Source organism: Flavobacterium piscis (genome assembly GCF_031457575.1).
Lineage (GTDB): Bacteria > Bacteroidota > Bacteroidia > Flavobacteriales > Flavobacteriaceae > Flavobacterium > Flavobacterium piscis_A.
Genome location: NZ_JAVDWQ010000001.1, coordinates 106,960 through 133,068, shown reverse-complemented (window position 1 = coordinate 133,068; position 26,109 = coordinate 106,960). Strand labels below are relative to the sequence as shown.

Here is a 26,109-nt window from a genome sequence, read left to right as displayed (position 1 = left end):
AAAATTAAAACAATTATGAAAACAGTTAAAATTAAAAATCTATTAGCCCTTATGCTAATGTCTGTTGCTATCATTTCATGTAGTAGTGACGATTCTTCCAATCAGGAAACAATAAAAGGCAGTAAATATGCTATTGGATATCTAACTGATACCTGGAATGCTAATTATATGTGGAGTTTTGACTCATTAGACCAGTTGATGTCAGGGACAATTGATATGACAGGAAAAGGAATAGAACAAGCGGGCTCTTATGTTCCTGTCGCTAATACATTGTTTGCCCTTTCTACTGATGCAGAAGGATCAGCCCCTTATTATTTGAATAGTGTGAGTGAGTTAGTAGCAGGCCCCCGTGTTTTTATCGAATCTTCTTACGCACATGGAGTTACTGACGATGATAAATTAATAATGGTTGGAGCTTCATGGGATGGAACCGCTACGGACAATGAACTGATTGTATATGATCCGTCAAAACAAGCTATTGTTGCTCGTAAATTTGATAATTTTAAAACTGAAGGAGAGTATTTTGATTTCCCAACAGCAATAACAGTAAGTAATGGTAAAGCCTATGTATCAGTTTTTAGTAGAAAAAAAGATTGGCTTGTAGCTGGTGGTACATCTCAAGAGAAAGCATGGATAAGAGTTTATGATTATCCATCATTAAACTTTGTTAAAAGAATTGAAGATACTCGAGCAACAGTAGTTGGAATGTATTATACTGGTACAGGAATCATTCGTACAGATGCAGGTAATGTTTATACTTTTTCTTCAAACTCTGTAGCTGCAGGATTTGATGCTGCTGTTGAAGGAAAAAAATCAACAATTCTTCGTATTAATAAAGGAGCAACAGAATTTGATTCTTCTTATTCCTTTGATGTTGAATCAAGTTCTCTTGGAGGAAAAGTTCTTGCAGCTTATCCTATTGGAGGAGAAAAAGCCTATATTGTTTATCTTCCAACAGCAGAAGATACGGTATCGTGGGGATTCCTTTTTGACTTGTATAAATTCAAATCAGCGATTATTGATCTTCCTACAAAAACAATTATACCTGTAACAGGATTACCAGAACATGGAGGAGATTATTATTTTGGAGTTGGAAGTTTGTATGTTGAAGATGGAAATGCTTATAAAGCTTTTAAAACTTTAGACGAAGTACGTATATACAGAATTAATCTTGCCACAGGAGTTGCTACAGCCGGGGCAAAAGTAACTGGAGGCGGAACTGATATCTCGGCTATTACTAAATTAGCGCCAAAACAGTAATTTTAACTTTTTAGAGTTATATGAGAACCATATAGCCATTGCTTTAAGCTTTGATTATATGGTTTTTTTAATAATATTGATTTTATTTTCGTTAGATATAATTTTTATAATATTGACTCACACTAAAAGGATCTTTAACCCAGCAATAAATCAAAATTAAATTTTAGACTTTGAAGATGAATATCTTTGCAAACTCAATTAATATTAATGTCATATATTTAACGTTAATTTTTAAATTATCCAGTAATGATAATAAGGGTAAAAAGATATATTTATATATGCGTTTTAATGTTTTCTACTATAATTTTTTCACAGCAAAAAGAAATAAAAATCTCACTCTGGGAAAATGGAGCTCCAGGTTTTGAAAACCGTAAAAACGAACCGGAACAAGCGCAGGACTGGTGGGTTAGAAATATTCATAACCCCTCGATAACGGCTTATTTCCCAGAAAAGCCGAACGGAATGGCAGTGCTTATTTGTCCGGGCGGAGGTCATGAAAATCTCGTTTTTAACTCAGAAGGAAGAGATGCTGCCGAATTTTTAAATAGTATCGGAGTAACCGCTTTTGTTTTAAAATACCGTCTGGCAAGAACAAAAGATTCCCCATACAAATTAGAAACCCATGTGAAGCAGGATGCCGAAAGAGCAATACGATTAATAAGAAGCAAGGCTGCCGAATTTAAAATCGATGCGGACAGAATTGGTGCCATGGGATTTTCGGCAGGAGGAGAAGTCGTTGCATTAGTAGCTTATCATACCAATAATGTTTTGAAAAACACTACCGATGCAATTGATAAATTGGATGCACAGCCCAATTTTCAAATATTAGTTTATCCCGGACCATTGTTTATTCCAAAAGAAATCAAATCTGATGCGCCACCCGCATTTTTAGTAGCGGCAAATGATGATTCCTGTTGTTCGGCTCCCATAATTGAACTGCTTAACGGATATCGAAAAGCAGATGTTCCGGTAGAAATGCATTTGTATTCAAAAGGCGGGCATGCATTTAATATGGGAAAAAGAGCGAAAACAAACTCCTTAAAAACCTGGTCACAACGATTGACAGATTGGATTGAAGACAATAATTATTTTGTGAAATAATTTCAAATAATTATAGATATGATGGACTCTCCAATCACAATGAGCATTATTTCAGGAGCAGCATTTTTGCTGGGATTTTTATTGCTTTCCTATCTTCGAAAAGCAAATGTTATAGCAAATACATATTTGGGATTGTTTATTATTACATTGGGATTGTCGATGATAGAAATACCTTTGTTCTATAAAAACTTTCATTTAGAACATCCGAATTTGTTTGAAATGATAGGGCTTTTCCGATTCCTCACAGCTCCGTTGCTTTATATCAGTATTCTCTATTTTACATCCATAAATAAAAAATCTGACAATAAAATTTTATGGCATTTTTTGCCTTTCACAATTTTTTTAATTTTCAGGCTTCCTTTTTTTATTACCGGAAAAAACATTGAATTTAGTTATGAAACCGGTCGAATAGTGTTTTTTATTTTACAAATTGTTTTGCCTCTTCAAGCGTTACTCTATTGGATATTATCATTTATAAAATTGCAAAAACACTTAAGCAATCTTCGCCAAGTTTCCTCTTCAACTGAAAAAACGGATCTGCTCTGGCTAAAATATTTTTTACTGATTTTAATGTTGATAATATTGGTTTGGTTTAATCTCGTATTTTTCAATTTAGAGTACTTAATCCAATTTACACCTTTCATATATCTGCTGAGTGTCTTTTTTCTGGCCTATTTTTCTTTGCAGCAAAAAGAAATTTTCGATTTCAGTAAAAGTGAATTAAATGAATTGTCATCCATTCAGATTTATAAAAAAGACAGTCCAAAAAGGGTTTCCGAAAATCGAATGACCGAGGTAAATGCAAAATTGAGTAACCTGATAAATGTGGAAAAAATATATTTAGAGAATGATTTAAGCTTACCAAAATTAGCACAAAGGATTCACGCAAGCTGTAATGAAACCTCTTTTGTAATAAACGAATTGTATCAGGATAATTTCTATAATTTTATAAATAAATACCGTATTGAAGAAGCAAAAAGATTATTGCTGTCTGATAAATACACTCAATTGAACGTTTTGGGAATTGCTTTTGAGTCCGGTTTTAATTCGAAAACAACTTTTAATACCACTTTTAAAAAGTATACAGGGCAGTCTCCAACAGAATTTGTAAAATCAAACACGTTTACCAACTAAAAAAGAAGAATAACTACGTTCGGATGGGTACATTCGGACATCTGACATTTGATTAATAGCCAAATTTGTGGAATATTAATTTCAAATAAAAAATTATGTCAGAACAATCAAATCCGAAAATTTCAGATTCACTTTTAAAAAAGCTACTTACTTCGTTAATGTTTGGACTCGTATTTGCCGCTTTATTATTAATGCTTGGAAACGGCGGAAATGTTCCCTGGCTGCCTCCGGGCCTTGTTTTTCCTTTAGTCCTGCTGATTCTTTTAATCGCTCTTATTTTTCCTTTTATCTGGTATTATCGGGAGAAAAAGCAAAAAATCAATTCCAGAAAAGTCTACGGTTTTTTATATAGTGGCATTCGGTATTCATTAGCTTTTAATATTGCCGCTTTTGGGTGGAAAAAGTTTTACGGGCTTCAATTTATAGTTCCCGAAGAAATTTCAAATATGCCCATGAACCAGCAAACAGGCGAGTGGCTGACATGGTTTTATTTTGGTTATTCACATATCTTTGGAATCATTATAGCAGTGATTCAGATACTGGGAGGCTATTTATTATTGTTCAGGAAAACGATGCTTATGGGGGCGCTAATTTTATTTGCCCTGCTTTTAAACCTCACAATGATTAATGTTTTTTATCAAATGAATGCAGGTGCCTTATCGCAATCCGTAATATTGACGATTGGTGTTCTGTTTTTGATTGCATTAGATTATAAAAGGCTTATGGCGTTTTTTCTAAAAACAAAATCGAATTTACCTTCACTAAGGGTCAGGGATAATTTTTTAAAAAACATACTTCGGCTTTCGGCGATTGTATTGTCATTTTTGTTTACCATGTATTTAAAATCATTAGTTGTAAACTGAGACTGAAAACTATTTAGTAATCTCTCTAAACACCGCTTCGAGATTTTTATTTTTTGGTTGAGTTGTAATGTTTTCAATCCATTATCGTGAGCAAAATCAAAAACTGCCGGAGCACGTCTTTATCAGATAAAACGTTAGCTCCCGTAAGCTAACGTATAAAATCCAGATTATATTCCGGTAAACACCCAATAGATAGGTGAGCGGTTTTTAATACCAGTAACATCCTTACTGTTAACTAGTGCTGAGCCATCATCGGATAGTAAACAAATAGTCCAATTTTATATAAAAAACAACTATCAAAAAAGACCGAATGATTACCAATTACTTGGGTGAGTTTTGTCAAATATATTGTGTAGTTTTACCTCATTCTAAGATAGAATATTCATTAATAATTTGTTGTATGCTACAGATAGTTTTTCTTTTAAAATCAGTCATAATTAATAAAAGACAGCAACAAATTAATTACGGTTTATGATATCAAAACAAGAAAGAGAATGGGCTGAAGTTATTCAAAAATATCTTTTTTTTTACCGTGATGGTTTTTTCGAACTTCCGTATTTGTCGAATTCTCCTCAAGAAATGGTGAATAGTATAATAAAAATACCCGTAACACTCCACAAATCTGTAGAACAGGTTATCCACACCAATAATCCATTTTGTAAAGGGGTAATGCATTATCGCGAGATAGAAGAAGGCTTGTGGATTTTGGCAACAAATATTGATATTAAACAAAATGTAATTGCAAAAGCATTATACGATCAGGCAGAGGTTAGTGATTATTACTTTCTTACTTTTTCTGTCTTTGAATATGAATTTCGTACAGGGAATACTTTATCTGATAAAGTCACGCTTTTAAGCAAATGTTGGACTTTTTATAAGCCAGAAACTGTGGTTTCTACTTATTTTTACAAAGGGACGACAGGTAAATTTTGTAACTTGGTTTTTAATAAAAAGTGGGCAGAAAAGAATCTTTCATCACAGATACTGGACAGAGGAGCTGAACTTCAAAATTTTTTAAATCACGAAACCGGGTTCTTGACTTGGCTGGATGTTGTTCCGGATATAGATAAAATATCAAAAGAGATTTGGAGGATTTTGCAAAACAACAATAAGGAGGGTTCTTTTAATATAAGTAATTTAAAAATTGAAGTTCATCAAATGATAACGAGATTTTTTAAATCTACATTAGAAAATTCCCGTATCCAAAAATACAAACCTCTAAACAATATAGACTATTCAAATGTAGCCAAGGCAGAAAAAATTATACTGCATCATTTAACATCTCCTTTTGTTGGTGTAGAAAGCATAGCTTCTAATGTAAACATGTCTCCCACAAAATTAAAATCTATTTTTAAATCCGTGTTTGGTTCTTCAATGCTGCAATATCATAAAGAAAAAAATATACAATTGGCTGTGCAGTTGATACAAAATTCAGATTTGCCAATAAAAAGTATTGCAGTGGCAACAGGTTATGAAAGTGCCAGTAAATTTACGGCTGCTTTCAAAAAACGCTTTGGGATTCTTCCGTCCGAAGTACTGCGCTCTAATTAAATATATTGAGTTATACACTTAGTTATTATTTGGTAATCAAATGCTTAGTGTTTAAATATGAATTTAAAAAGCAAAACTTTTTTAGAGATTAGCCCTAATTATAATCCTTAAAAACATAAATTATTGATTATTAATAAAATATAAAATTACTTAAGCGTATAACTCAATAAATAAAATTATTATTTCAACTTATTTCTACAATAAACCGACGTACATCAAATTCAGATATGTCGTAATGGGCTACTCGTTTGTTTTATAGTTATTTAGTTTTACAGATTATAAATCTAAACTAAAAAGTATGAAATTAAAACTACTCTTTATTACTCTTGTCTTTTGCTTTTTTAATACAATAAACGCACAAAATGGTAATCCCTCTGTTTTTGGGGATAATGTATGGAATGTATATGTTTATAATGACAATGACCCTACATTTCCTTTATTTAATTATAAGGGATTCTATACTGAAGGTAATTTGTCATTTGATACACAGACAAGATGGGACTCAAATGATAGTCCATCTGAGGCTTCTGGTTATATAGGAGACGCTGTTGATTATGATTATCATGCATTTGCTGCAAAACGTCAGGGATTTACTCCGGGATATTATGCGATTGACATTCCAGGTCATGATGATGAGGCTTATTTATTGGTTGATGGTGTGAAAGTTTGGGAGCATATAGGTTGCTGTGATAGTCATTCTGATGTTTGGGAAGGTGTTCTTGATGCCAATTCTACAATCGAATTTAGAGTGACAGAAACAGGCGGAGGCTCTTACGGTGCTATTAAAATTGCCATGGTGACTATTGATGCAGTTGTTGCAAACTTTTCAGCATCTTCATGCGAAACTACCGTTACAGTAACTGCTTCAGGAGGGCAATCTCCATATACCGGAACCGGGGTATTTACTGTTAGTCCAGGAACCTACAATTACACAGTTATGGACTCTTATGGAGCAACATCCAGTACAATTGTTGAAGTAAAGGACGATAGCAAGCCCATAATTAAGACTCAGAATGTAACGGTTAATTTGGGAGCAGATGGTCAAGTAGTTGTGACTCCGGAGATGATCGATAACAGTTCGTCAGATAATTGTGGTATCGTAAGTATGAGTTTGGATAAAACAACTTTTTCATGTGCTGATATTGGTACTGTTGTTCACTCACAGGCTATTGCATTTACAAATATAGCCTCAGTTCCTCAAGAGACCTATAGTCATGGTGCAGGATATAATCCCAATACGAATGAATTTTGGTACCCGAATTGGGCAGGGTCAACAATCTATAAATATGATGCTTTTCATAATGCTACTGGTAGTTTTGATGCTCCGGTTGGGGAGATTATGCAGTTGTGGATGGATGAATCAAGCTCCGATTATTATACTGCTAACTGGGGCTATAATACAATTAACAGAATAGGTGATAATACAGTTATTTGGACATACGATTTAGGATCAACAGCTTCAGCTGTAACCACGAGTGATTTATACGTATTTGCAATGAGTTACTATACAAATACTATTGTTGTATTGGATAAAACCACTGGTGTTTTTGTAAAAAACATTACGCTGGCGGGTAACTTTGAAACTTATGGAGGATTGGTATATGCGAATGGAATAATTTATATTGCCGGTTCTGATCATGCAAGTATTTCAACTGTTCCTTACAACATTACTGCTATTCATTCATTTGATGCCAATACTGGAGATTATATCAGCTCAGTTGGGACTGCTCAACCATGTTATAACACTGCTTTTGATGGGGAGACTATTTGGATTTCTGGAAATTCAAGTACGATTGATGGGTATAAAATATCTGATGGAAATGCTTATAATGAGACTGGTTTTGGAAATAAAGTGAAGTTAACTGTCACCGATGCAGCTGGAAATACAGCTGAGGGATATGCAAGAGTAATGGTAAAAGATAATGTATTGCCAAAGGTTTTAACCCAGGATATTACTGTTCAACTGGAGGCTACAGGTTCTGTTTCAATAACAGCAGCCCAAATCAATAATGGGAGTTCAGATAATTGTGGTATAGCAAGTATGACGGTTAGCCCTGATACTTTTGCCTGTGACAAGGTAGGAGATAATGAAGTTGTTCTAACAGCAACAGATATGAATGGAAATGTATCAACCGGAACAGCAATAGTTACAGTGAATTCATTTACTGTTAATACGATTACCCGTAATTCAGACACGCTTACTGCCGACGAAGTTAATGCAACAACATACCAATGGATGACTTGTAATGGTGGAACTTATGTAAACTTACCCGGTGAAATAAATCAGTCTTTTACAGCTACAACTGCAGGATCATACTCCGTAGAGGTTACTAAAAATGGCTGTACTCAAAGAAGTACTTGTTTTGATATTACTACATTAGGAAGCAAAAAAATTGACTTTAACTCAAACCTAAGAGTATATCCTAATCCATTTAACGATGTGATTTCAATCAATGTAGACTCGAATGCAAAATTGGAAGTTTACAATTTATCAGGAGAAACTATTTATAGCAAAAAAATTGATTCAGGGTCAACTTTATTAAATTTAGGTAACAATGCAAGCGGCATGTATTTAATGAAAATAACTACTGAAAACAATCAATCACAGACTGTCAAAATAGTGAAGAAATAAGTTTTATAACTAGATATTAATTATAGAGGCTTTCCGAAAGTAATTTTGGACAGCCTTTTTTTGTTGCTGTCATTACAATATTTTCTCTCCTTTTTTTGGATTTTAATAAATTAAAAATTATTCATTAGGATGATTTGCTACAAAAAAACAAGCTCGTTTAAATTTTTTTAAACGAGCTTGTTTTTATTTTAAATTGGGACTGATAACTAAAACCTGCAACTGTTGCCTATTTAGTAATCTCTCTAAACACCGCTTCGAGGTTTTTGTTTTTCTGATTAAGCTGCAACGTTTTCAAACCATTATCGTGTGCAAAATCAAAAACAGCCGGGCGCATGTCTTTGTCAGATAAAAAAGTTAATTCCCATAAGCAATCATGAATGTTTATGTATGATTTTAAATGTGGAATTGCAGCAATTAGCTGTTCTTCAATTTTATAATCAAATTCAACCTCGATTACTTGTTCTTTATCTGCAGAAATCAAATTGTCCAGTTTTTTATCGGCTACAATTTTTCCTTTGTCAATAATGATTACACGGTCACAAATTGCTTCTACTTCCTGCATGATATGAGTCGATAAAAAAACAGTTTTATCTTTGCCCACATTTTTGATTACACTTCGAATTTCCATTAACTGATTCGGATCCAGTCCGGTAGTAGGTTCATCCAGGATCAAAACATCAGGATTGTGCAATAAAGCATTGGCAAGCCCAACACGCTGGCGATATCCTTTTGATAATTGGTTGATTTTTTTATGGCTTTCTGGTGTCAGTCCTGTCAGTTGAATGACTTCTTCAATTCTTGATTTTTCGACCTTATAAACATCGGCATTAAAAGCCAAATACTCACGGATATACAAATCCAAATACAATGGATTATGCTCTGGTAAATAACCTATAGAAAGTTGTACTGCTTTTGTGCTTGTCATGACATCATGGCCATTTACAAGGGCTGAGCCACTATCGGCAAGTAAATAAGTGGTCAAAATTTTCATTAAAGTAGATTTTCCGGCTCCATTTGGACCAAGGAATCCAACGATTTCTCCTTTTTGAATAGAGAACGAAATTTCATCTAAAGCTTTTTGCTCTCCGTAACTTTTTGATATGCTGTTTACTTCTATCGACATAGACTTTTTATTTGCTACAAAAGTAAACAGAAATACTGTTGATTGCTAAAATTTGTCTTTCAAAGAAGCTATAAAAAAATTAAATTTTTTTTAATGTACGGCATCGTTATTGTTAAAACGCTATTAAAATTTTTAAATATCACACATGAAAAAAATGTTAGTTGTTCTTGCATTGGCTGTAGTTAGCTTTGCAAATGCTCAAAAAAAAGGATCTATTTTGGTAATGGGAAGTATTAACTATGAATCTGAAAATGTTTCAAACTCTGGTTCAGAAGAAAAATACAATACTTTTACTTTTGTGCCTAAAGTTGGTTACCAATTTCACGAAAATTGGACTGCAGGTATTGAATTAGGCGCAGGTACTGAAAAAAGAGAATTTAGAAATAATACAGAGAGTAAAGTAAATAATTTTTCTCTGGGAGGGTTTTTACGTTATTCTAAGCCATTAAACCAAACTTTTTCTGCTTATGCTGATTTAGGAGTGGGTTATCAAAATCAAAAATTCACTAATTCTGCCGGAAATTTTTCTACAACTAATGAAGGAGACGGATTCTATATTGGAGTTACGCCGGCAATCTTCATCAATGTAAACAAAGGCTTTGGATTAAACTTTAACATTGGAGGTATTGGATACAATACTTTGAATTTTGATGGAAATAACGGAAACGGAGATAACGTTAAAAACTTCAACTTCTCTTTTGGACAAGCGTTTTCTGTAGGGATTTCAAAAAATTTCTAATCTGAAAATATATTTCAATTTTGAAAAGGCATCCGCCGCAGCGGATGCTTTTTTGTATTTAAAAAAGGCTGTTGTTAAATAAAAATACCAACTTAAGTGAAGTCGAAACGAAATCATAACTACAAGATTTTCGACTTCACCAGTTGGCATTAAAAAACAAAAATATTTAAACAAAAATTATAAACTCACGGCATTTTCTACAGTAATTCTCATCTCCTGAGCAGCAGCAACCATTTCGATCAGTGCTTTTTTGGTTTCGTCCCAGTGGCGGGTTTTCAAACCACAATCAGGATTTACCCATATTTGATCTACCGGAATAACGGAAGAAGCTTTTTCAAGCAGACGAACCATTTCTGCGCTTGAAGGCACACGCGGTGAATGGATATCGTAAACTCCGGGCCCAATTTCATTTGGATATTTAAAGTCTGCAAAAGCATCTAAAAGTTCCATTTGCGAACGCGAACATTCAATGGTAATTACATCAGCATCCATGTCGGCAATATTCTGAATAATATCGTTGAATTCGCTGTAACACATATGCGTGTGAATTTGCGTATCATCTTTTACACCGGAAGCAGAAATTCGGAAAGCTTTTACAGCCCAATCCAAGTAATTCGCCCATTCTTCCTTTCGTAAAGGCAAACCTTCACGAATCGCAGGTTCGTCAATCTGAATGATTTTGATTCCGACTTGCTCCAAATCCACGACTTCATCACGAATCGCCAGAGCAATCTGCGTACAAGTTTCAGAACGTGGCTGATCGTTGCGGACAAACGACCATTGCAAAATTGTTACCGGTCCGGTCAACATTCCTTTTACCCATTTTGCAGTTAAAGACTGTGCATATTTCGACCATTTTACTGTCATTGGGTTTGGTCTTGAAACATCGCCATAAATCACTGGAGGCTTTACGCAACGACTTCCGTAGCTTTGAACCCAACCGTTTTTGGTAAAGGTAAAGCCGGACAATTGTTCTCCAAAATATTCTACCATATCGTTACGTTCAAATTCTCCGTGAACCAGAACATCAATACCCGTTTCTTCCTGAAAACGAATTGTGGCTTCTGTTTCTTTTTCGATTAAATCATTGTATTGCTCAGCCGTTAATTCACCTTTTTTGAATTTCGCTCTCCAGCTTCTCACTTCAGCTGTTTGAGGGAAAGACCCAATAGTTGTGGTAGGAAACAAAGGAAGATTTAAAGCATCAATCTGGCTTTTTCTTCTTGTTGCAAAATTGCTTTTACGTTTATCATCAGAAGAAGTAATTCGTGCAACACGCGTTTTTACTTCATTATTATGAATTAATTTTGAAGTCTTACGGTTTTCATTCGCAATTGTATTTTGCTCAAATGCAATCGAATTTTTAGTGTCAATTTCGTTCGAAGCAAATTGTTTCAACAATACAATTTCTTCAATTTTTTGTTTAGCGAATGCTAACCATTGTTTAATTTCAGGAGTCAATGTCGCATCATTCGTTTCTAAATCCAGATCACACGGACTGTGAATTAAAGAACAGGATGGCGCTACCAAAACTCTGGTTTCTCCTAAAGCATCAGTCGCTTTTTGGATTAGGTTCAGGGAATTTTTGAAATCATTTTTCCAGATATTTCTTCCGTCAACAACGCCCAAAGATAGATTTACGTTTGGATTTAATTGTCCGGATTCTAAAATGTCATCTAATTGAGACGGGCAACGAACTAAATCTAAATGAAAAGTATCAACCGGTAATGCTAATGCTGTTGCAAGATTTTCTCCAAAACAGTCAAAATAATTTGCTAAGATGATTTTGATATTCGGAAAACGTTTGTTGATTTCATTGTACACCTTCGTGAAAGTATTTCTTTCTTTATCCGTTAAATTCAGAGCTAAAAAAGGTTCATCTAATTGAATGTATTCTACTTTCTCATTTTGTAATTTTTCGAAAATTTCGAAATAAACAGGAAGTAATTTGTCGATCAAATCAATTCGGTGAAAACCTTCTTCTTTTTCTTTTCCTAAAAGCAAATATGAAACAGGCCCAATTAAAACAGGTTTCGTTGCAATTCCTAAATCTTTGGCTTCTTTAAATTCATTGATTATTTTTTCTGAAAACAATTCGAATTTTTGGTTTTTTGTGAACTCAGGAACAATGTAGTGATAGTTGGTATCGAACCATTTTGTCATTTCCATCGCGACAACATCCTGTCCGTTTTTTTGCGCGCCTCTCGCCATTGCAAAATACAAATCGATAGACGAATTACTTTTTGCAAATTCATGATAACGCTCCGGGATTACTCCAACAGTCAGTGTCAAATCAAGTACTTGGTCATAAAAGGAAAAATCGTTAGACGGAATCAAATCTACTCTGGCTTCGGACTGTAATTTCCAGTTTGCAATACGGATTTGTTTTCCGGCATCGATAAGCTCATCCACAGAAATTTTTCCAGCCCAGTACAATTCAGAGGCTTTTTTTAATTCCCTATTGCTGCCAATCCTTGGGTAACCTAAATTATTTGTTTTCATTTTTGTTTCAGTATTTTTTACTGTACAAATTTATTGTATTGGTATTTAATACTTATATTTGGTTGTTATTTAAGTAAATAGTCTTTTTAAAGTTGTTTTTTGAAGATTATATTACTGTGTAATGCTTTTAAAACAATCTTCAGCAGTAAAAAAAACTATGGAAAATTTAGATAAAACTGATTTATTGATCCTAAAACATCTTCAGGAAAACTCAAATATCAACACAAAAGACCTCGCTAGTAAATTATTCCTGACCGTAACACCTGTTTATGAGCGAATAAAAAGATTAGAAAGAGACGGTTATATCACAAAATATGTGGCTTTGCTGGATAAGCAAAAAATGAATCGCGGAATGACGGTTTTTTGTAATGTTCGATTAAAAGAACATGCGAAAAATGTGGGCAGTAATTTTGTTAAAGATATTGTAGCGCTTCCTGAAATTATAGAATGCTATAATATCGCCGGCGATTATGATTTTATGCTGAAAATTTTAGTTAAGGATATGACCAGCTATCAGGATTTTGTAATGAATAAATTGTCAACCATCGAAAATATTGGTAATACCAATAGTATTTTTGTGATGGGAGAAATCAAACACAGTACTGCACTAGAATTTTAGTGAATTATAAATAATATTTTGCCACTAATTTCACGAATTAACACAAATTATTGTGCTTAAATTAATTCGTGAAATTAGTGGCAAACAAAATATTAATCTTTCAAATCAAATTAATTTGTAGCCTATTTTTATCCAATATTATCCTAAAATAAAATGTATTTTTGACCTTTAGATCCTAAATCTAAAATCAACAATCTGAAAATCTAAATTAAAGAATGAACTGGGAACAACTTTTATCACTAAAACGCCAAGGCGATACTAGCAAAAGATTACGTGTAGAACAAGACGATACCCGGTTAGGATTCGAGGTAGATTATGACCGAATCATATTTTCGGCTGCCTTTCGCTCGTTGCAGGATAAAACACAGGTTATTCCGCTTTCTAAAACAGATTTCGTGCATACCAGATTAACGCATAGTTTAGAAGTTTCTGTTGTGGGACGTTCACTGGGACGTTTGGTTGGAAAAAAAATCATCGAAAAATATCCTTATCTAAAAGAAGTTCACGGTTATCATATGAACGATTTTGGTGCGATTGTAGCTGCAGCTTCATTGGCGCATGATATAGGGAATCCGCCTTTTGGACATTCGGGTGAAAAAGCGATTGGAGAATATTTTTCAATCGGAAAAGGATTAAAATATAAAGATAAACTGACTGCTAAACAATGGCAGGATTTAATTGATTTTGAAGGAAATGCCAACGGCTTTTCAGTATTGACAGCAAGTCGTCCGGGAATTGAGGGCGGACTTAGAATTTCATACGCTACTTTGGGTGCTTTTATGAAATATCCTAAAGAAAGTTTGCCTAAAAAACCAACTTCAAATATTGCCGATAAAAAATACGGCTTCTTTCAGACAGATAAATTATTTTTTGAGGAAGTAGCCAAGGATATGGGTATGATTACCAATAAATCCGGAGAGGATATTGGTTTTGAAAGACATCCACTCGCTTATTTGGTTGAAGCCGCGGATGATATCTGCTATACGATTATTGATTTTGAAGACGGAATAAATCTTGGATTGGTTTCTGAAGATTTTGCTTTAGAATATTTGATAAAACTCGTAAAAGATAATATTGGTGTTGCAAAATATAAATTGTTAGAAACCAAAGAAGACCGGATTAGCTATTTGCGTGCTTTGGCTATAGGAACTTTAATTAATGATGCCGTTGATGTTTTTATAGAAAATGAGGAAGCTATCCTGGCAGGAAAATTCCCGTTTGCTTTAACTGATAAAAGTAAATACAAAGCTCAGATGGACGATATCATAAAGTTAAGTGTTGATAAAATCTACCAAAGCCGTGAAGTAATTGAGAAAGAAATAGTAGGATATGAAATAATCCAGACCTTATTGGATAAATTCATTACTGCATTCAATAATAAATATGAAGGAATCGCATCCAACTACGATAAATTGATTTTGAAAATGCTGCCGGAAAAGCATCATCTGGATAAAATTAATTTGTACGAAAGATTATTGCATATCTGTCATTATGTTTCTCTTTTAACCGATGGAAATGCATTGGAATTATTTGAAACTATCAATGGTAGAAAAAAGAATTAATTATTGAAAAGCATATACAAGACCTACGCCTAATACCTGTTTTAACTGAACTTTTGGGCCTTCAGTAATCTGCATTTTATTTCCTGTAACAGGATTAATGCCATCTCTTTTAGATTTGATGTCATCATCATACACAAGATGAACTCCTATATTTGCTTTCACATATGCATTCACCACAAGATCTAAACGAGTATCGTAATCAATGTCGACGTTGCCAAATTTGTGGAGGTAATCAGTATAAAGGTTAAGTCGGTTTTCAAAAAAGATATTTTTAAAGATTTCGGTTTTCATATAACCCGTAAATAAAATACCAAATTCGGCTTTTACTTTTTCACCTTCTTCAACTAATATTTTAGTGTCCGGATTAGCTGGATCTGTAATGTAAATTGCTTTTTTAACACCAAATGCTCCCTGATCGGCAAGATACTGATCCAAAACCAAAGTTGTTTTTAATGTAATTGGAGAGAAATAAATCGTCCTGTTCTTTTGTTTATTAGAATTTTCCGCTCCTGCTCCAAGGAAAATATAAGCCGGTGCAAATGGTTTAGAAATTGCGACATCCTTGTTTGGATAAGAATATCCATTTGTAAACTGGGTATTGAAATTAAATTTAGCTGAATAAAACCAATTTGAAGTTGTATCTCTTCTGAAACCATAAGTAGAGTTGAACAACATCGCATCATCGGTTTTACGCAATTCAATTCCGTCCTGCTTGTTCATTCCATATCTTACAATAAGCTCATTAGCCCATTTGTGATTGTCTTTGGCGTATGTTCTTGTAAATTCACCTTTGAAGAGTCCTGAAATCGAACTTGTTCCCCCGGCACTCCAGTTTACGAAAGCAATTTCTGAAATATCAAAACCAAGTTTATTTTTTTTGTTCCAATTAGATGGTGGTGGGGGCAGCTGTCCAGGATCTAATGTAGTTCGGATAATCCTCTGAGCAAAATTGTTTGTAGAAAATAAAAAAAGAAACAATAAAAAGGTTGGGCGCAATAATTTCATTAGGTTTAACTTTTGATTTTTTTGGCTGTGCAAAATAATTATTTTGAACGATTAGAAAAAAGATTTATCAAACTTTTAACGTCAATTTTGCACAAATGTTGTTGCTCAATTACTGTGCCATGTTCAATGAAGGTGTCAGGAATACCTAAAACTTTTATTTTTTTTTGAAAATTATTTGCAGCCGAAAAGTCTAGAATGGCACTTCCAAAACCTCCATTTATTGTACCATCTTCAATCGTGAATATAGTATTAAAATTTGAAAAAATTTCATTCAATAATTTAGTATCTAGTGGTTTAATAAAAGGAAAGTCATAGTGAGCTATAGCTTTAGGATTGCCTGATTCATGTAAGGCAGCTATTACATTATTGCCGATGGTTCCTGTAGATAAAACGGCTGTATGACTTCCGGTTTTTAAGCAATTTGCCTTTCCAATTTTAGTTTCTTCATAATGTCCGAAATTTTCTATTCCCCAATTTGGCAAAACGCCCCGGCCACGCGGATATCGAATTGCTATAGGATGATTTAGGCCTAACTGAGCTGTATATAAAATGTTTTGAAGGGCAACTTCATTGACAGGAGCGCAGATAATTATATTCGGAATTGCCCGTAAATAAGCTATGTCAAAAACGCCATGATGCGTTGCACCGTCTTCGCCTACCAGACCGGCTCTGTCTAAACAAAAAATAACAGGCAAATTTTGCAAAGCAACATCATGAATTACCTGATCGTAAGCCCGCTGTAAAAATGTTGAATAGATATTGCAATACACAATCATACCTTGTGTCGCCATTCCGGCTGCAAGTGTGACCGCATGCTGTTCTGCAATTCCTACGTCAAAAGCGCGTTCGGGAATTTCATCCATCATAAATTTCAAGGAACTTCCTGACGGCATGGCAGGCGTGATTCCTATGATTTTTTTATTCTTTTTAGCTAAATCTAAAATGGTTAAACCAAATACATCCTGATATTTAGGAGGTAAATTTTCTTCAGATTTTAAATGAATTTCTCCAGTCGAAGCATCAAATTTACCAGGGGCATGATATTTTACCTGATTTTCTTCGGCTTGCTGAAGGCCTTTTCCTTTGGTAGTTACAATATGGAGAAACTTTGGTCCTTTTATTTTTTTTAAACGATTTAACTCTGTGATTAAGGCGGGAAGGTCATGACCGTTAATCGGACCCGAATAATCAAAATTTAATGATTTTATCATGTTATTCTGCTTCGGATTTTTTCCGTTTTTAACCGCAGTCAGGTATTTTTTTAAAGCACCAACGCTTGGATCAATTCCAATAGCATTGTCGTTTAGAATAACCAGGATATTAGCATCTGTAACGCCTGCGTGATTCAACCCTTCAAAAGCCATTCCGCTTGCGATCGAAGCGTCGCCAATAACCGCAATATGTTGTTTGTTAAAATCACCCTTTAATTTAGACGCAATCGCCATTCCTAATGCGGCAGAAATTGATGTTGAAGAATGTCCGACACCAAAAGTATCGTAAACACTTTCGCTCCTCTTTGGAAAACCAGAAATGCCTTCCATTTGTCTGTTGGTGTGAAAGTTTTCTCTTCTTTCTGTCAAAATTTTATGTCCGTAAGCCTGATGCCCAACATCCCAAACTAATAAATCCTCGGGTGTATTAAAAACATAATGCAGGGCAATTGTCAATTCAACTACACCTAAGCTAGCGCCTAAATGTCCTTCTTTAACAGAAACAACATCAATTATAAATTGACGTAATTCCTGTGCAACTTCAGGAAGCTGTTCTTCAGAAAGTAAGCGTAAATCGGCGGGATTGAATATATTTGAAAGTAAGTTGCTTTTCATTATAAAGTAAAAAGCAAATTTACGGTTTTAAATTTAATTTTATTACTGACTATTTTTAAGGTTTTTTTTATTGTAATACTATTGGCAAGGAGTATTGCATTTTTATTTTTTTTCCATTAGATTCTCCGGGCTGCCATTTTGGGGATAAGCTTAAAACCCGGATGATTTCTGTTTCTACAGTTTTGTCAACAGCCGGTTCAGACGCAAGATAAGATACAGAGCCATTTTTTTCTACTGCAAAAGATATTTTAATGTTTAGTTTTGAGGTATTTTCCGGTCTTTTATATTCGTTTTCAAAAAAGGTGTAGAATTGATCGATACCCCCAGGTAATTCTGCATTTTTGTTAAGGGGAATTTCTCCTTTGGAGGCGACTTCTTTTTTTGAAGTGTTGTTGTTTGTGACTTTCTCCTTGTTGCTGAAACTTTCTTCTGGCTTTATGGATTTAGCCTGATCTTTATTAGAGGCTATTGAGGAATGATCGGAATTATTTTTGTTAGAAGTTGTTCTTTTTGTAGCAACTTCTTCACTATTAATTTCAATGGTTTTTTCAGAACGTTCCGAGTTATCTCCTTTTGATGGAGGTAAAGGTGGAGGAATCTGTTTTGACTTGTTGTTTTGATTCTTTTCTGAAGAAGCAACTTCGATTTCGTTATTTTGTTTTTTGTTGCCATCTTTGTTGCTACAGCTAAATAAAATTATTCCCGTAATAAAAAATAAAGCAAGTAAAGATATGTTAGGGTGATATTTCTGCATGTTTAAATTGAAAATCAAGGTTTTGTCATTGTTATTTATGTTTTCTTACCATTATTTATTGCTAAATGAAATTGGTAACATATATGTTGTCCGAACAGCATGATTGTTTAATTTTCCGGGAATCCATTTTGGAACCATTTTTAAAACTCTAATTGCTTCTTCTCCTGTTCCAGGCCCAGCATCTCTGATGACTTTGAAAGTACTCAAAGTACCATCTTTTTCTATCACAAAAGACGTGTATACTTTCCCGGTATATTTTTTTGTCTTGTCAGGGACAATATAATTAGCCTCCAAAAAAGAATGGAATTTATCCATTCCCCCCTCAGGAACTGGTAAAATATCAAGATAGGCTGTATTAAAAAGAGCATCATAGTCAATGGGTGTGTCATCTGGATTGTCTATTATATCTACAGAAACTATCTCTCCGGTTGTCATTATTGGGTAGGCAATTTCAGGATCTTTTTGAATGATTTTTTTTGGTGGATTTGCCGGATTTTGCTTGCAATCATTTTTTGTGATTAAACTATCTTCAACAATTTCTATTTTATCAATTTTTTCTTTATTTCCATCTTTATCAGCACAACTAAACAAAGTCGTTCCCATAGTAATAAAAAATGCCAGCAAAAACATTTTATGATAATGAGTGTGATTAAATAAAATCCGACTTGGAATTTGAATAATTAAACTTTTTAATTGTTCGTTTTTAAATCTTCCGCAGACACTTTCGTTTTGATTTTGTATAAAAAAATGCTGTATTTCTTCAGGTAACATGGTAGTAAAATCAATAACGGTTTTAGAACAGCTTAAGCAAAAACGGCCATTTTCTTTAGGAGCCATTTTGTCCCAGTTCTCATGACAAGGTTTTGGAATCGTTATCTTATATTTTCTTTCCATATTTGAATTTCAAAAATTAAATGTAATAAAAAATAAATACGAAAACAGTATTTTTGCAACTATGATAAATCCTTTCACCGACGAATACTTCATGAAAAAAGCTTTGCAGGAAGCTGAAATGGCATTTGATAAAGGCGAAATCCCTGTTGGTGCCGTTATTGTTGTGGCAAATAAAGTTATTGCAAGAAGTCATAATTTGACGGAATTACTAAATGATGTTACCGCTCATGCCGAAATGCAGACGATAACTGCAGCGGCGAATTTTCTTGGAGGAAAATACCTTAAAGATTGTACTTTGTACGTTACGCTAGAACCTTGCCAGATGTGTGCGGGCGCTTTGTATTGGAGCCAGATTTCTAAAATTGTTTTTGGTGCATGTGATGAGCAACGCGGATTTATGGTTATGGGAACAAAACTGCATCCCAAAACTACTGTGGTTTCTGGAGTTATGGCCGATGAAGCTGCTGATTTGATGAAACGGTTTTTTATAGAAAGACGTAAATAATCTTTTGAAAATTACAGCCTTAGCCCAGGTGAAAGTGGCATCCTTTTTATTCGCTTTTTTTGCGGATGAAAAGATATAGCGGACAGCTGGAATGGCTTCTAATAAATATAATTTTAAAGCTGAATATATTCTAAGGAGTTAATCGTTAGAAATTTTTGGTTAAAGTTAAATAACGGCCATAGAGAATTTTCCTCTTAAAACATTTAAAAAAATACTATACTTTTACGACAATATAATTAGTATTTTGCTAATTATGTTTTTAACTGTGAAAGTTAAATATTTGTGTTTATTATTTGAATTTGTTAACCATTAACTCTAAATAAAGTGAAAACAAAAGGATTGGTTCTCGTGTTTTGTGTGTTTTTTATTTTTCAATCCTGCGGCAAAAAATCCGCTGCAGATTTTAATTCTGATTTTTCATTATTTAAAGAGTATATAACCAGTTTTACCGGCGGTATAGTTTCTTCGGACTCGGATATTCGGGTGGTTTTGGCTTTCGATAAAAAAGAGTGGAAGGCTAATCAGGTTTTAGACAATGATTTGTTCGATATTTCACCAAGCGTTGACGGGAAAGTGGTGGCACTTTCAACGAATACAGTTGCTTTTATCCCTGAAAAAAAGCTGGAAGCAGGAACAGAATATCAGGTTACTCTAAATTTAGATAAAATCATCGTGCTTCCGAAAGAGAAAGAAAAAGAACTTTCTAAATTTAATTTTACGGTTAAAACCATCAAACAGGATTTTGTTATCGATACTAAAGATATCCAATCGTATAATAAAGAATATCAATACCTGAATTGTGTTTTGAAGACAGCCGATAATATTGATATTGAAACGGCAAAAAAGTTAGTTTTAGCCAATCAAAAAGGAAACAACCTGAAAATTAAGTTTGAAAAAAAATCAGGTTCCGGTAAAGAATTCAATTTTATAATTGACAGTATCCAGCGATTTTCAGAAGTATCAAATTTAGAAATAGTGTATGACGGAAGCGATTTTGATATTGATCAGAAAGGGCAAATGGATTTTTCGATTACAAGTATTAATGAATTTAAAGTTGTAAAAGTAGAAATTCCGGAAGGTAATAATCAGTCGGTTTTGATTAATTTTTCAGAACCCTTAGAAAAAGGGCAGGATTTTAAAGGATTGGTTGCTATACAAAATACCAATAATTTAAAATTTTCGACACAGGGGAATGTTCTGAAAGTGTATTTTAACAATGAAAAAAAGTCAGTTCAGAGAGTTGTTCATGAAACTGAAGTTACGGTCCAGGTTGCTGATACAGCAGTTGTTGCAGTTGACTCATCAAGTGTTGTGGTTGATAGTGCTGCTATGGCTGTAGCTGAACCAGAAGAGCAGGAAGAAGAAGTTGAGGAATCTGAGCCGGTGCAAACTGTGAGCGGCGAATTATTGCTTGAAATTTTTCAGGGAATTGAAAGTCAGTATGGTAAAAAAATGGCTGAAAATTACAGCGAGAAAATTTCATTTGATCAAATTAAGCCAAGTATCCGCTTTGTTAAAAACGGAACTATTTTGCCAAGTTCAAATAATCTGAAACTGAATTTTGAAGCTGTAAACCTAAGTGCGGTTGATGTAAAAGTATATAAAATCTACAAGAACAATATTCTGCAGTTTCTTCAGTATAATGAGTTAAACGGGGCACAAAATCTCAAGAAAGTAGCACAGCCAGTTGCCAAAACAACGCTGGATTTAAAAGAAAAGACATTGATAAATCCGAGTAAATGGAACACTTTTGCATTAGATTTGTCAAAAATTATCAAGACAGAACCCGGAGCAATTTACAGGGTAGAATTTGTATATAAAAAGAAGTATTCCTTATACAAATGTGAAACTTCAGAAGAGGGTCAGGATGAGGAAGAAGAGGCCGATGAGAATGACGTAAATTATAGTGAAAATTCGTATGATGACTACTATTATGATGATTACGACTGGAGAGAAAGCCAGGATCCGTGTTCAGGGTCTTATTATTACAATGCAAGAATTGCGACTAATGTACTGGCTACAGATTTAGGGGTTATTGCAAAAAGAGGCGAGAACAGATCGTATTTATTTGCTGTAAATAATATTGTAACTACAGAACCTGTTTCGAATGCCAGAGTCGATTTGTATAATTATCAACAGCAAAAAATAACAACAGGAACCACAAGTAGCGAAGGGATTGCTTCATTTGAGCTGGATAAATTCGCCTATTTTGCCATTGTTTCGTTAGGGGATCAATCGAGTTACGTGAAGCTGGATGACGGATTTTCTTTATCTGTCAGTAATTTTGATGTTGCGGGCGAAACCCTGCAAAAAGGCTTAAAAGGATTTATTTACGGTGAACGAGGCGTTTGGCGTCCAGGAGATAATTTGTATTTGTCTTTTATTTTAAATGATGCATCGAATAAACTTCCAAAATCACATCCAATCAAATTCAGATTAAATGATCCTAACGGTAAAACCACTTATCAAACGATTGTAAAAACTAATGAATTGAATCATTATGCCTTTACAGTTCCAACAAGTGCAGATGCGCCAACAGGAAATTGGGAAGCGATGGTGAGCGTTGGTGGTGCTAAATTTTACAAGAGTATCAAAATCGAAACTATCAAACCAAATCGTTTAAAAATAAAAAATAACTTTTCCAGAAAGACACTTTCATCTTCGTATCCAAATACGAGTAACCTTGAAGTTGTCTGGCTTCATGGTGCAATTGCCAAAAATCTGAATGTGGAAATGCAGGCAAAGTTTACACAGCGGACTACTACTTTTAAAGGCTATGAGAAATTTAATTTTGACGATTTAGTACGTCAGTTTAGTTCAGAAGAAATAAATGTTTTCTCCGGAAAACTAAATGAAAGCGGAAGAGCTTCAGTAAACATTGAACCAAAATTGCAAGGTCAGGCGCCGGGAATGCTTCGTGCTTCATTCATTACTAAAGTATATGAAGAGGGAGGTGATTTTAGTACCGATGTCATTTCTACTACTTATTCGCCTTTTAAAACCTATGTAGGGATAAAATCACCTGAGCCGAATAAATATGGGATGCTGGAGACCAGAACCATGAACCGTTTTGATATTGTAACGGTTGATGAAAACGGAAAACCTAAGCCGGTAAAAGATTTGGAAATAAAAGTGTATAAAGTCGATTGGCGCTGGTGGTGGGATGCTTCGAGTGATAATTTATCAAACTATAATTCTTCGAACGCCACAACTTCTTATAAAACGTATCGAATTAATACAGATTCCGGTGGAAGAGGAAGTGTTCAGTTCTCGTTAACCGATGAAGAATGGGGACGTTATTTAATTCGTGTTTCAGATAATGCTGATGGTCACGCTACGGCATTAACGGTAAATATTGATTGGCCAATTTGGTCCGGAAAAACACGTAACAGAGATGCTTCAACAGCAAATATGTTAGTGTTTTCTACAGATAAGAAAAATTATGCAGTAGGCGAAAAAGCGCAAATTTCTTTCCCTTCAAGTGAAGGCGGACGCGCTTTGATTTCAATAGAAAACGGATCAAAAGTAGTTCAGACTATTTGGGCAAAAACACAGAAAGGAGAAACAAAAGTAGAAGTTCCGATAACTTCGGCAATGGCACCAAATGTATATTTCAATATTACATTATTACAGCCACACGCTTCAACCAAAAATGATTCTCCAATTCGTATGTATGGTATCGTTCCGATTGAAGTCGTTGATAAAAACACTATTCTGGCACCTAAACTTGTTATGCCGGATGTTTTAAAACCAGAACAACCATTTACGGTTAAGGTTAGTGAAACAACCGGTAAAGAAATGACCTATACCATTGCTGTTGTTGATGAAGGTTTGTTGGATTTAACCCGTTTTAAAACACCAAATGCCTGGGATAGTTTTTACGTCCGGGAAGCTTTGGGTGTAAAAACATGGGATATTTATGATGATGTAATTGGTGCTTACGGCGGAAAGATAAATCAGATTTTCAGTATTGGGGGAGATCAGGACTTAGGTGGAGGAAAAGCCAAGAAAGCCAATCGTTTTAAACCAGTCGTGTTGTATTATGGGCCGTTTAAGCTAGATAAAGGACAAACCAAGTCGCATCAGTTAAAACTGCCAAAATACATTGGCTCGGTTAGAACTATGGTTGTTGCCGGTGACGCTGCAACAAGTGCTTATGGAAGTGTAGAAAAAGCAACACCAGTTCGTAGTCCGTTGATGGTATTAGCTTCATTGCCGAGAAAAATATCACCTTCAGAAAAAGTGACCATTCCGGTTACGGTTTTTGCAACTGAAATGAATATTAAAAATGTTACGATTCAGATTAAAACAAATAATGGATTGAAAGTGGTGGGGAGTGCAACTCAAAAACTGACTTTTGCACAACCTGACGAAAAAATGGCATATTTTAATTTAGTGGTTGGCTCGGTCACAGGAATTGGTAAAGTACAAATTATCGCAACTTCGGGTAATCAAAAATCGGTTTATGATGTGGAAATTGATATGACGAATCCAAATCCGGTTACGAATACTTTTACCGATGTGATTTTACCTCCAAATAGCACCAAAACAATTTCATGGAAAACTTTTGGGGTTTCTGGAAGCAATAAGGCCAGATTGGAAGTTTCATCAATGCCGACAATCAATTTGAATGGAAGATTGCAATATCTGATTCAATATCCGCACGGTTGTGTTGAACAGACTACTTCATCTGTTTTTCCACAATTGTTTTTGAATGATGTAGTTGATTTAGATGTAACACGCAAAGGAATCATTCAAAAAAATATTACTGCCGGAATTACGAGGTTAGGAAGTTTTCAATTGTCAAATGGCGGATTGTCTTATTGGCAGGGAAATACAATTGCCGATGATTGGGGAACTTCTTATGCAGGGCATTTCCTGATTGAAGCTGAGAAAAAAGGATATGTTTTACCCATTAACTTTAAATCAAAATGGCTTTCCTACCAGCAAAGAGAAGCAAAACAATGGCGTTTTGAACAAAGATATGGTAATGATTTAGCGCAGGCTTATCGATTATACACATTAGCCTTATCCAACAATGCTGATTTATCTTCGATGAACAGATTACGGGAAACAAAAGGTATTTCAAATGAAAGTAAATTGCGTTTAGCTGCAGCTTATGCTTTAGCTGGACAAAAATCGGCCGGATTAAATTTATTGATGCACAGTACAATTGAAGAATCTGGTAATTACAGCTATTACTATTATGGTTCAGGTGAAAGAAACAGAGCGATGTCATTAGAAACAATGTTGCTTTTAGGACAAAAGCAAAAAGCATTTGTGATGGCAACAAAATTAGCCAAAGAAATGTCAAATAATCAGTGGATGAGTACGCAAACTACTGCTTATTGCTTATATGCGATGTCTAAATTTGCAGTCAATAATGGTCCTAAAGGAATTAATATTCAGTTTGGTAAAAATGGAAAAGGCGAAACAATAAACACTCAAAAAACAATTGCAGACAGAAATTTAGCTGTTACAGCAGGATCAAACAGCATTACTTTAAAAAACAATAAAAACAATACTATTTATGTTCGTGTATTGAATACAGGAATTTTACCAATTGGTCAGGAAAATGCAACTCAGAGTAATGTTTCGGCCAATATTGTTTTCAAAAACAGAAAAGGAAGTATTATTAATGTTTCAAAAATTAATCAGGGAACTGAATTTATAGGTGAAGTTACGGTTAAAAATCAGCGAAACGAAAGTATTCAAAATGTGGCATTATCCCAAATTCTGCCTTCAGGATTCGAAATTGTGAATACCCGCTTTACCGATTATGGGGACACAACAAACAATATCGCAGATTATATTGATATTCGTGACGACAGAACTAATTTCTACTTTGGAATGAAAGCAGGAGAAACGAAAGTATTCAGAATCCTGCTAAATGCTTCTTATTTAGGGAATTATTATTTTCCGGGCTTACAATGTGAAGCGATGTACGATAATACGTTCTTAGCCAGAACAAAAGGATTCTGGGTTGAGGTGGTGAAGTAGTATTTTAAATTATGTATCCTAACAGGTTAAAAAAACCTG

Annotated in this window: 17 protein-coding genes and 1 pseudogene; 11 read left to right on the top strand and 7 right to left on the bottom strand. The window is 34.4% G+C overall.

What is annotated here, in order from left to right; genetic code table 11:
• Positions 1-15: 15 nt before the first annotated feature.
• The 4 genes from J2W48_RS00545 to J2W48_RS00530 all read left to right on the top strand — a co-directional run bounded on the left by J2W48_RS00545 (position 16) and on the right by J2W48_RS00530 (position 4,358).
• Positions 16-1,260, top strand: a complete 1,245-nt coding sequence (locus J2W48_RS00545; protein ID WP_310276468.1) for a DUF4374 domain-containing protein — start codon at positions 16-18, stop codon at positions 1,258-1,260.
• A 288-nt stretch (positions 1,261-1,548) separates the two neighbouring features.
• The gene (locus tag J2W48_RS00540; protein WP_310276464.1) at positions 1,549-2,361 is read left to right on the top strand and encodes an alpha/beta hydrolase; all 813 of its coding nucleotides are present in this window, start codon (positions 1,549-1,551) and stop codon (positions 2,359-2,361) included.
• An 18-nt stretch (positions 2,362-2,379) separates the two neighbouring features.
• Positions 2,380-3,495 carry a helix-turn-helix domain-containing protein gene (locus J2W48_RS00535; protein ID WP_310276461.1) on the top strand — a complete coding sequence of 372 codons (1,116 nt, stop codon included), beginning with the start codon at positions 2,380-2,382 and terminating at the stop codon, positions 3,493-3,495.
• A gap of 95 nt (positions 3,496-3,590) precedes the next feature.
• Entirely contained in the window at positions 3,591-4,358 is a 768-nt protein-coding gene (locus tag J2W48_RS00530; protein WP_310276457.1) for a hypothetical protein, read from the top strand.
• 9 nt (positions 4,359-4,367) lie between these two features.
• Here the strand turns inward: J2W48_RS00530 and J2W48_RS23025 are convergent.
• Positions 4,368-4,468, bottom strand: a pseudogene (locus J2W48_RS23025) (gliding motility-associated ABC transporter ATP-binding subunit GldA); the annotation flags it as partial.
• A 361-nt stretch (positions 4,469-4,829) separates the two neighbouring features.
• Between J2W48_RS23025 and J2W48_RS00525 the strand changes: the two are divergent.
• Together J2W48_RS00525 and J2W48_RS00520 are read left to right on the top strand one after the other, a co-directional pair.
• The gene (locus tag J2W48_RS00525) at positions 4,830-5,909 is read left to right on the top strand and encodes a helix-turn-helix domain-containing protein (protein ID WP_310276455.1); all 1,080 of its coding nucleotides are present in this window, start codon (positions 4,830-4,832) and stop codon (positions 5,907-5,909) included.
• Positions 5,910-6,207: 298 nt separating this feature from the next.
• On the top strand, positions 6,208-8,541 hold the full coding sequence (locus tag J2W48_RS00520) for a T9SS type A sorting domain-containing protein (RefSeq protein WP_310276452.1): 2,334 nt from the start codon (positions 6,208-6,210) through the stop codon (positions 8,539-8,541).
• Positions 8,542-8,767: 226 nt separating this feature from the next.
• Here J2W48_RS00520 and gldA read toward each other — a convergent pair whose 3' ends face one another.
• The gene (gene gldA / locus J2W48_RS00515; RefSeq protein WP_310276449.1) at positions 8,768-9,664 is read right to left on the bottom strand and encodes a gliding motility-associated ABC transporter ATP-binding subunit GldA; all 897 of its coding nucleotides are present in this window, start codon (positions 9,662-9,664) and stop codon (positions 8,768-8,770) included.
• A 145-nt stretch (positions 9,665-9,809) separates the two neighbouring features.
• On the opposite strand from gldA, the gene J2W48_RS00510 reads away from it, so the two are divergent.
• A complete protein-coding gene (locus J2W48_RS00510; protein ID WP_310276446.1) occupies positions 9,810-10,403 on the top strand; it encodes an outer membrane beta-barrel protein in 594 nt (197 codons plus the stop codon).
• Positions 10,404-10,580: 177 nt separating this feature from the next.
• Here J2W48_RS00510 and metE read toward each other — a convergent pair whose 3' ends face one another.
• Entirely contained in the window at positions 10,581-12,905 is a 2,325-nt protein-coding gene (metE, locus tag J2W48_RS00505; protein WP_310276443.1) for a 5-methyltetrahydropteroyltriglutamate--homocysteine S-methyltransferase, read from the bottom strand.
• A 157-nt stretch (positions 12,906-13,062) separates the two neighbouring features.
• Between metE and J2W48_RS00500 the strand changes: the two genes are divergently transcribed.
• Together J2W48_RS00500 and dgt are read left to right on the top strand one after the other, a co-directional pair.
• Entirely contained in the window at positions 13,063-13,524 is a 462-nt protein-coding gene (locus tag J2W48_RS00500) for an Lrp/AsnC family transcriptional regulator (RefSeq protein WP_310276440.1), read from the top strand.
• A gap of 215 nt (positions 13,525-13,739) precedes the next feature.
• A complete protein-coding gene (gene dgt, locus J2W48_RS00495) occupies positions 13,740-15,086 on the top strand; it encodes a dGTP triphosphohydrolase (protein WP_310276438.1) in 1,347 nt (448 codons plus the stop codon).
• Here dgt and J2W48_RS00490 read toward each other — a convergent pair whose 3' ends face one another.
• The 4 genes from J2W48_RS00490 to J2W48_RS00475 form a co-directional block, all read right to left on the bottom strand.
• Entirely contained in the window at positions 15,087-16,091 is a 1,005-nt protein-coding gene (locus tag J2W48_RS00490; protein ID WP_310276434.1) for a DUF3078 domain-containing protein, read from the bottom strand.
• Between the two features lie 38 nt (positions 16,092-16,129).
• Complete coding sequence (locus J2W48_RS00485; protein WP_310276431.1) at positions 16,130-17,917, bottom strand: 1-deoxy-D-xylulose-5-phosphate synthase; 1,788 nt, start codon at positions 17,915-17,917, stop codon at positions 16,130-16,132.
• Between the two features lie 67 nt (positions 17,918-17,984).
• A complete protein-coding gene (locus J2W48_RS00480; protein ID WP_310276429.1) occupies positions 17,985-18,671 on the bottom strand; it encodes a hypothetical protein in 687 nt (228 codons plus the stop codon).
• Between the two features lie 51 nt (positions 18,672-18,722).
• On the bottom strand, positions 18,723-19,565 hold the full coding sequence (locus tag J2W48_RS00475; RefSeq protein ID WP_310276427.1) for an energy transducer TonB: 843 nt from the start codon (positions 19,563-19,565) through the stop codon (positions 18,723-18,725).
• A gap of 61 nt (positions 19,566-19,626) precedes the next feature.
• Here J2W48_RS00475 and J2W48_RS00470 point away from each other — a divergent pair, with 61 nt between their 5' ends.
• Entirely contained in the window at positions 19,627-20,070 is a 444-nt protein-coding gene (locus J2W48_RS00470) for a nucleoside deaminase (protein WP_310276424.1), read from the top strand.
• A gap of 324 nt (positions 20,071-20,394) precedes the next feature.
• A complete protein-coding gene (locus J2W48_RS00465; protein WP_310276421.1) occupies positions 20,395-26,070 on the top strand; it encodes an alpha-2-macroglobulin family protein in 5,676 nt (1,891 codons plus the stop codon).
• Positions 26,071-26,109: the final 39 nt, after the last annotated feature.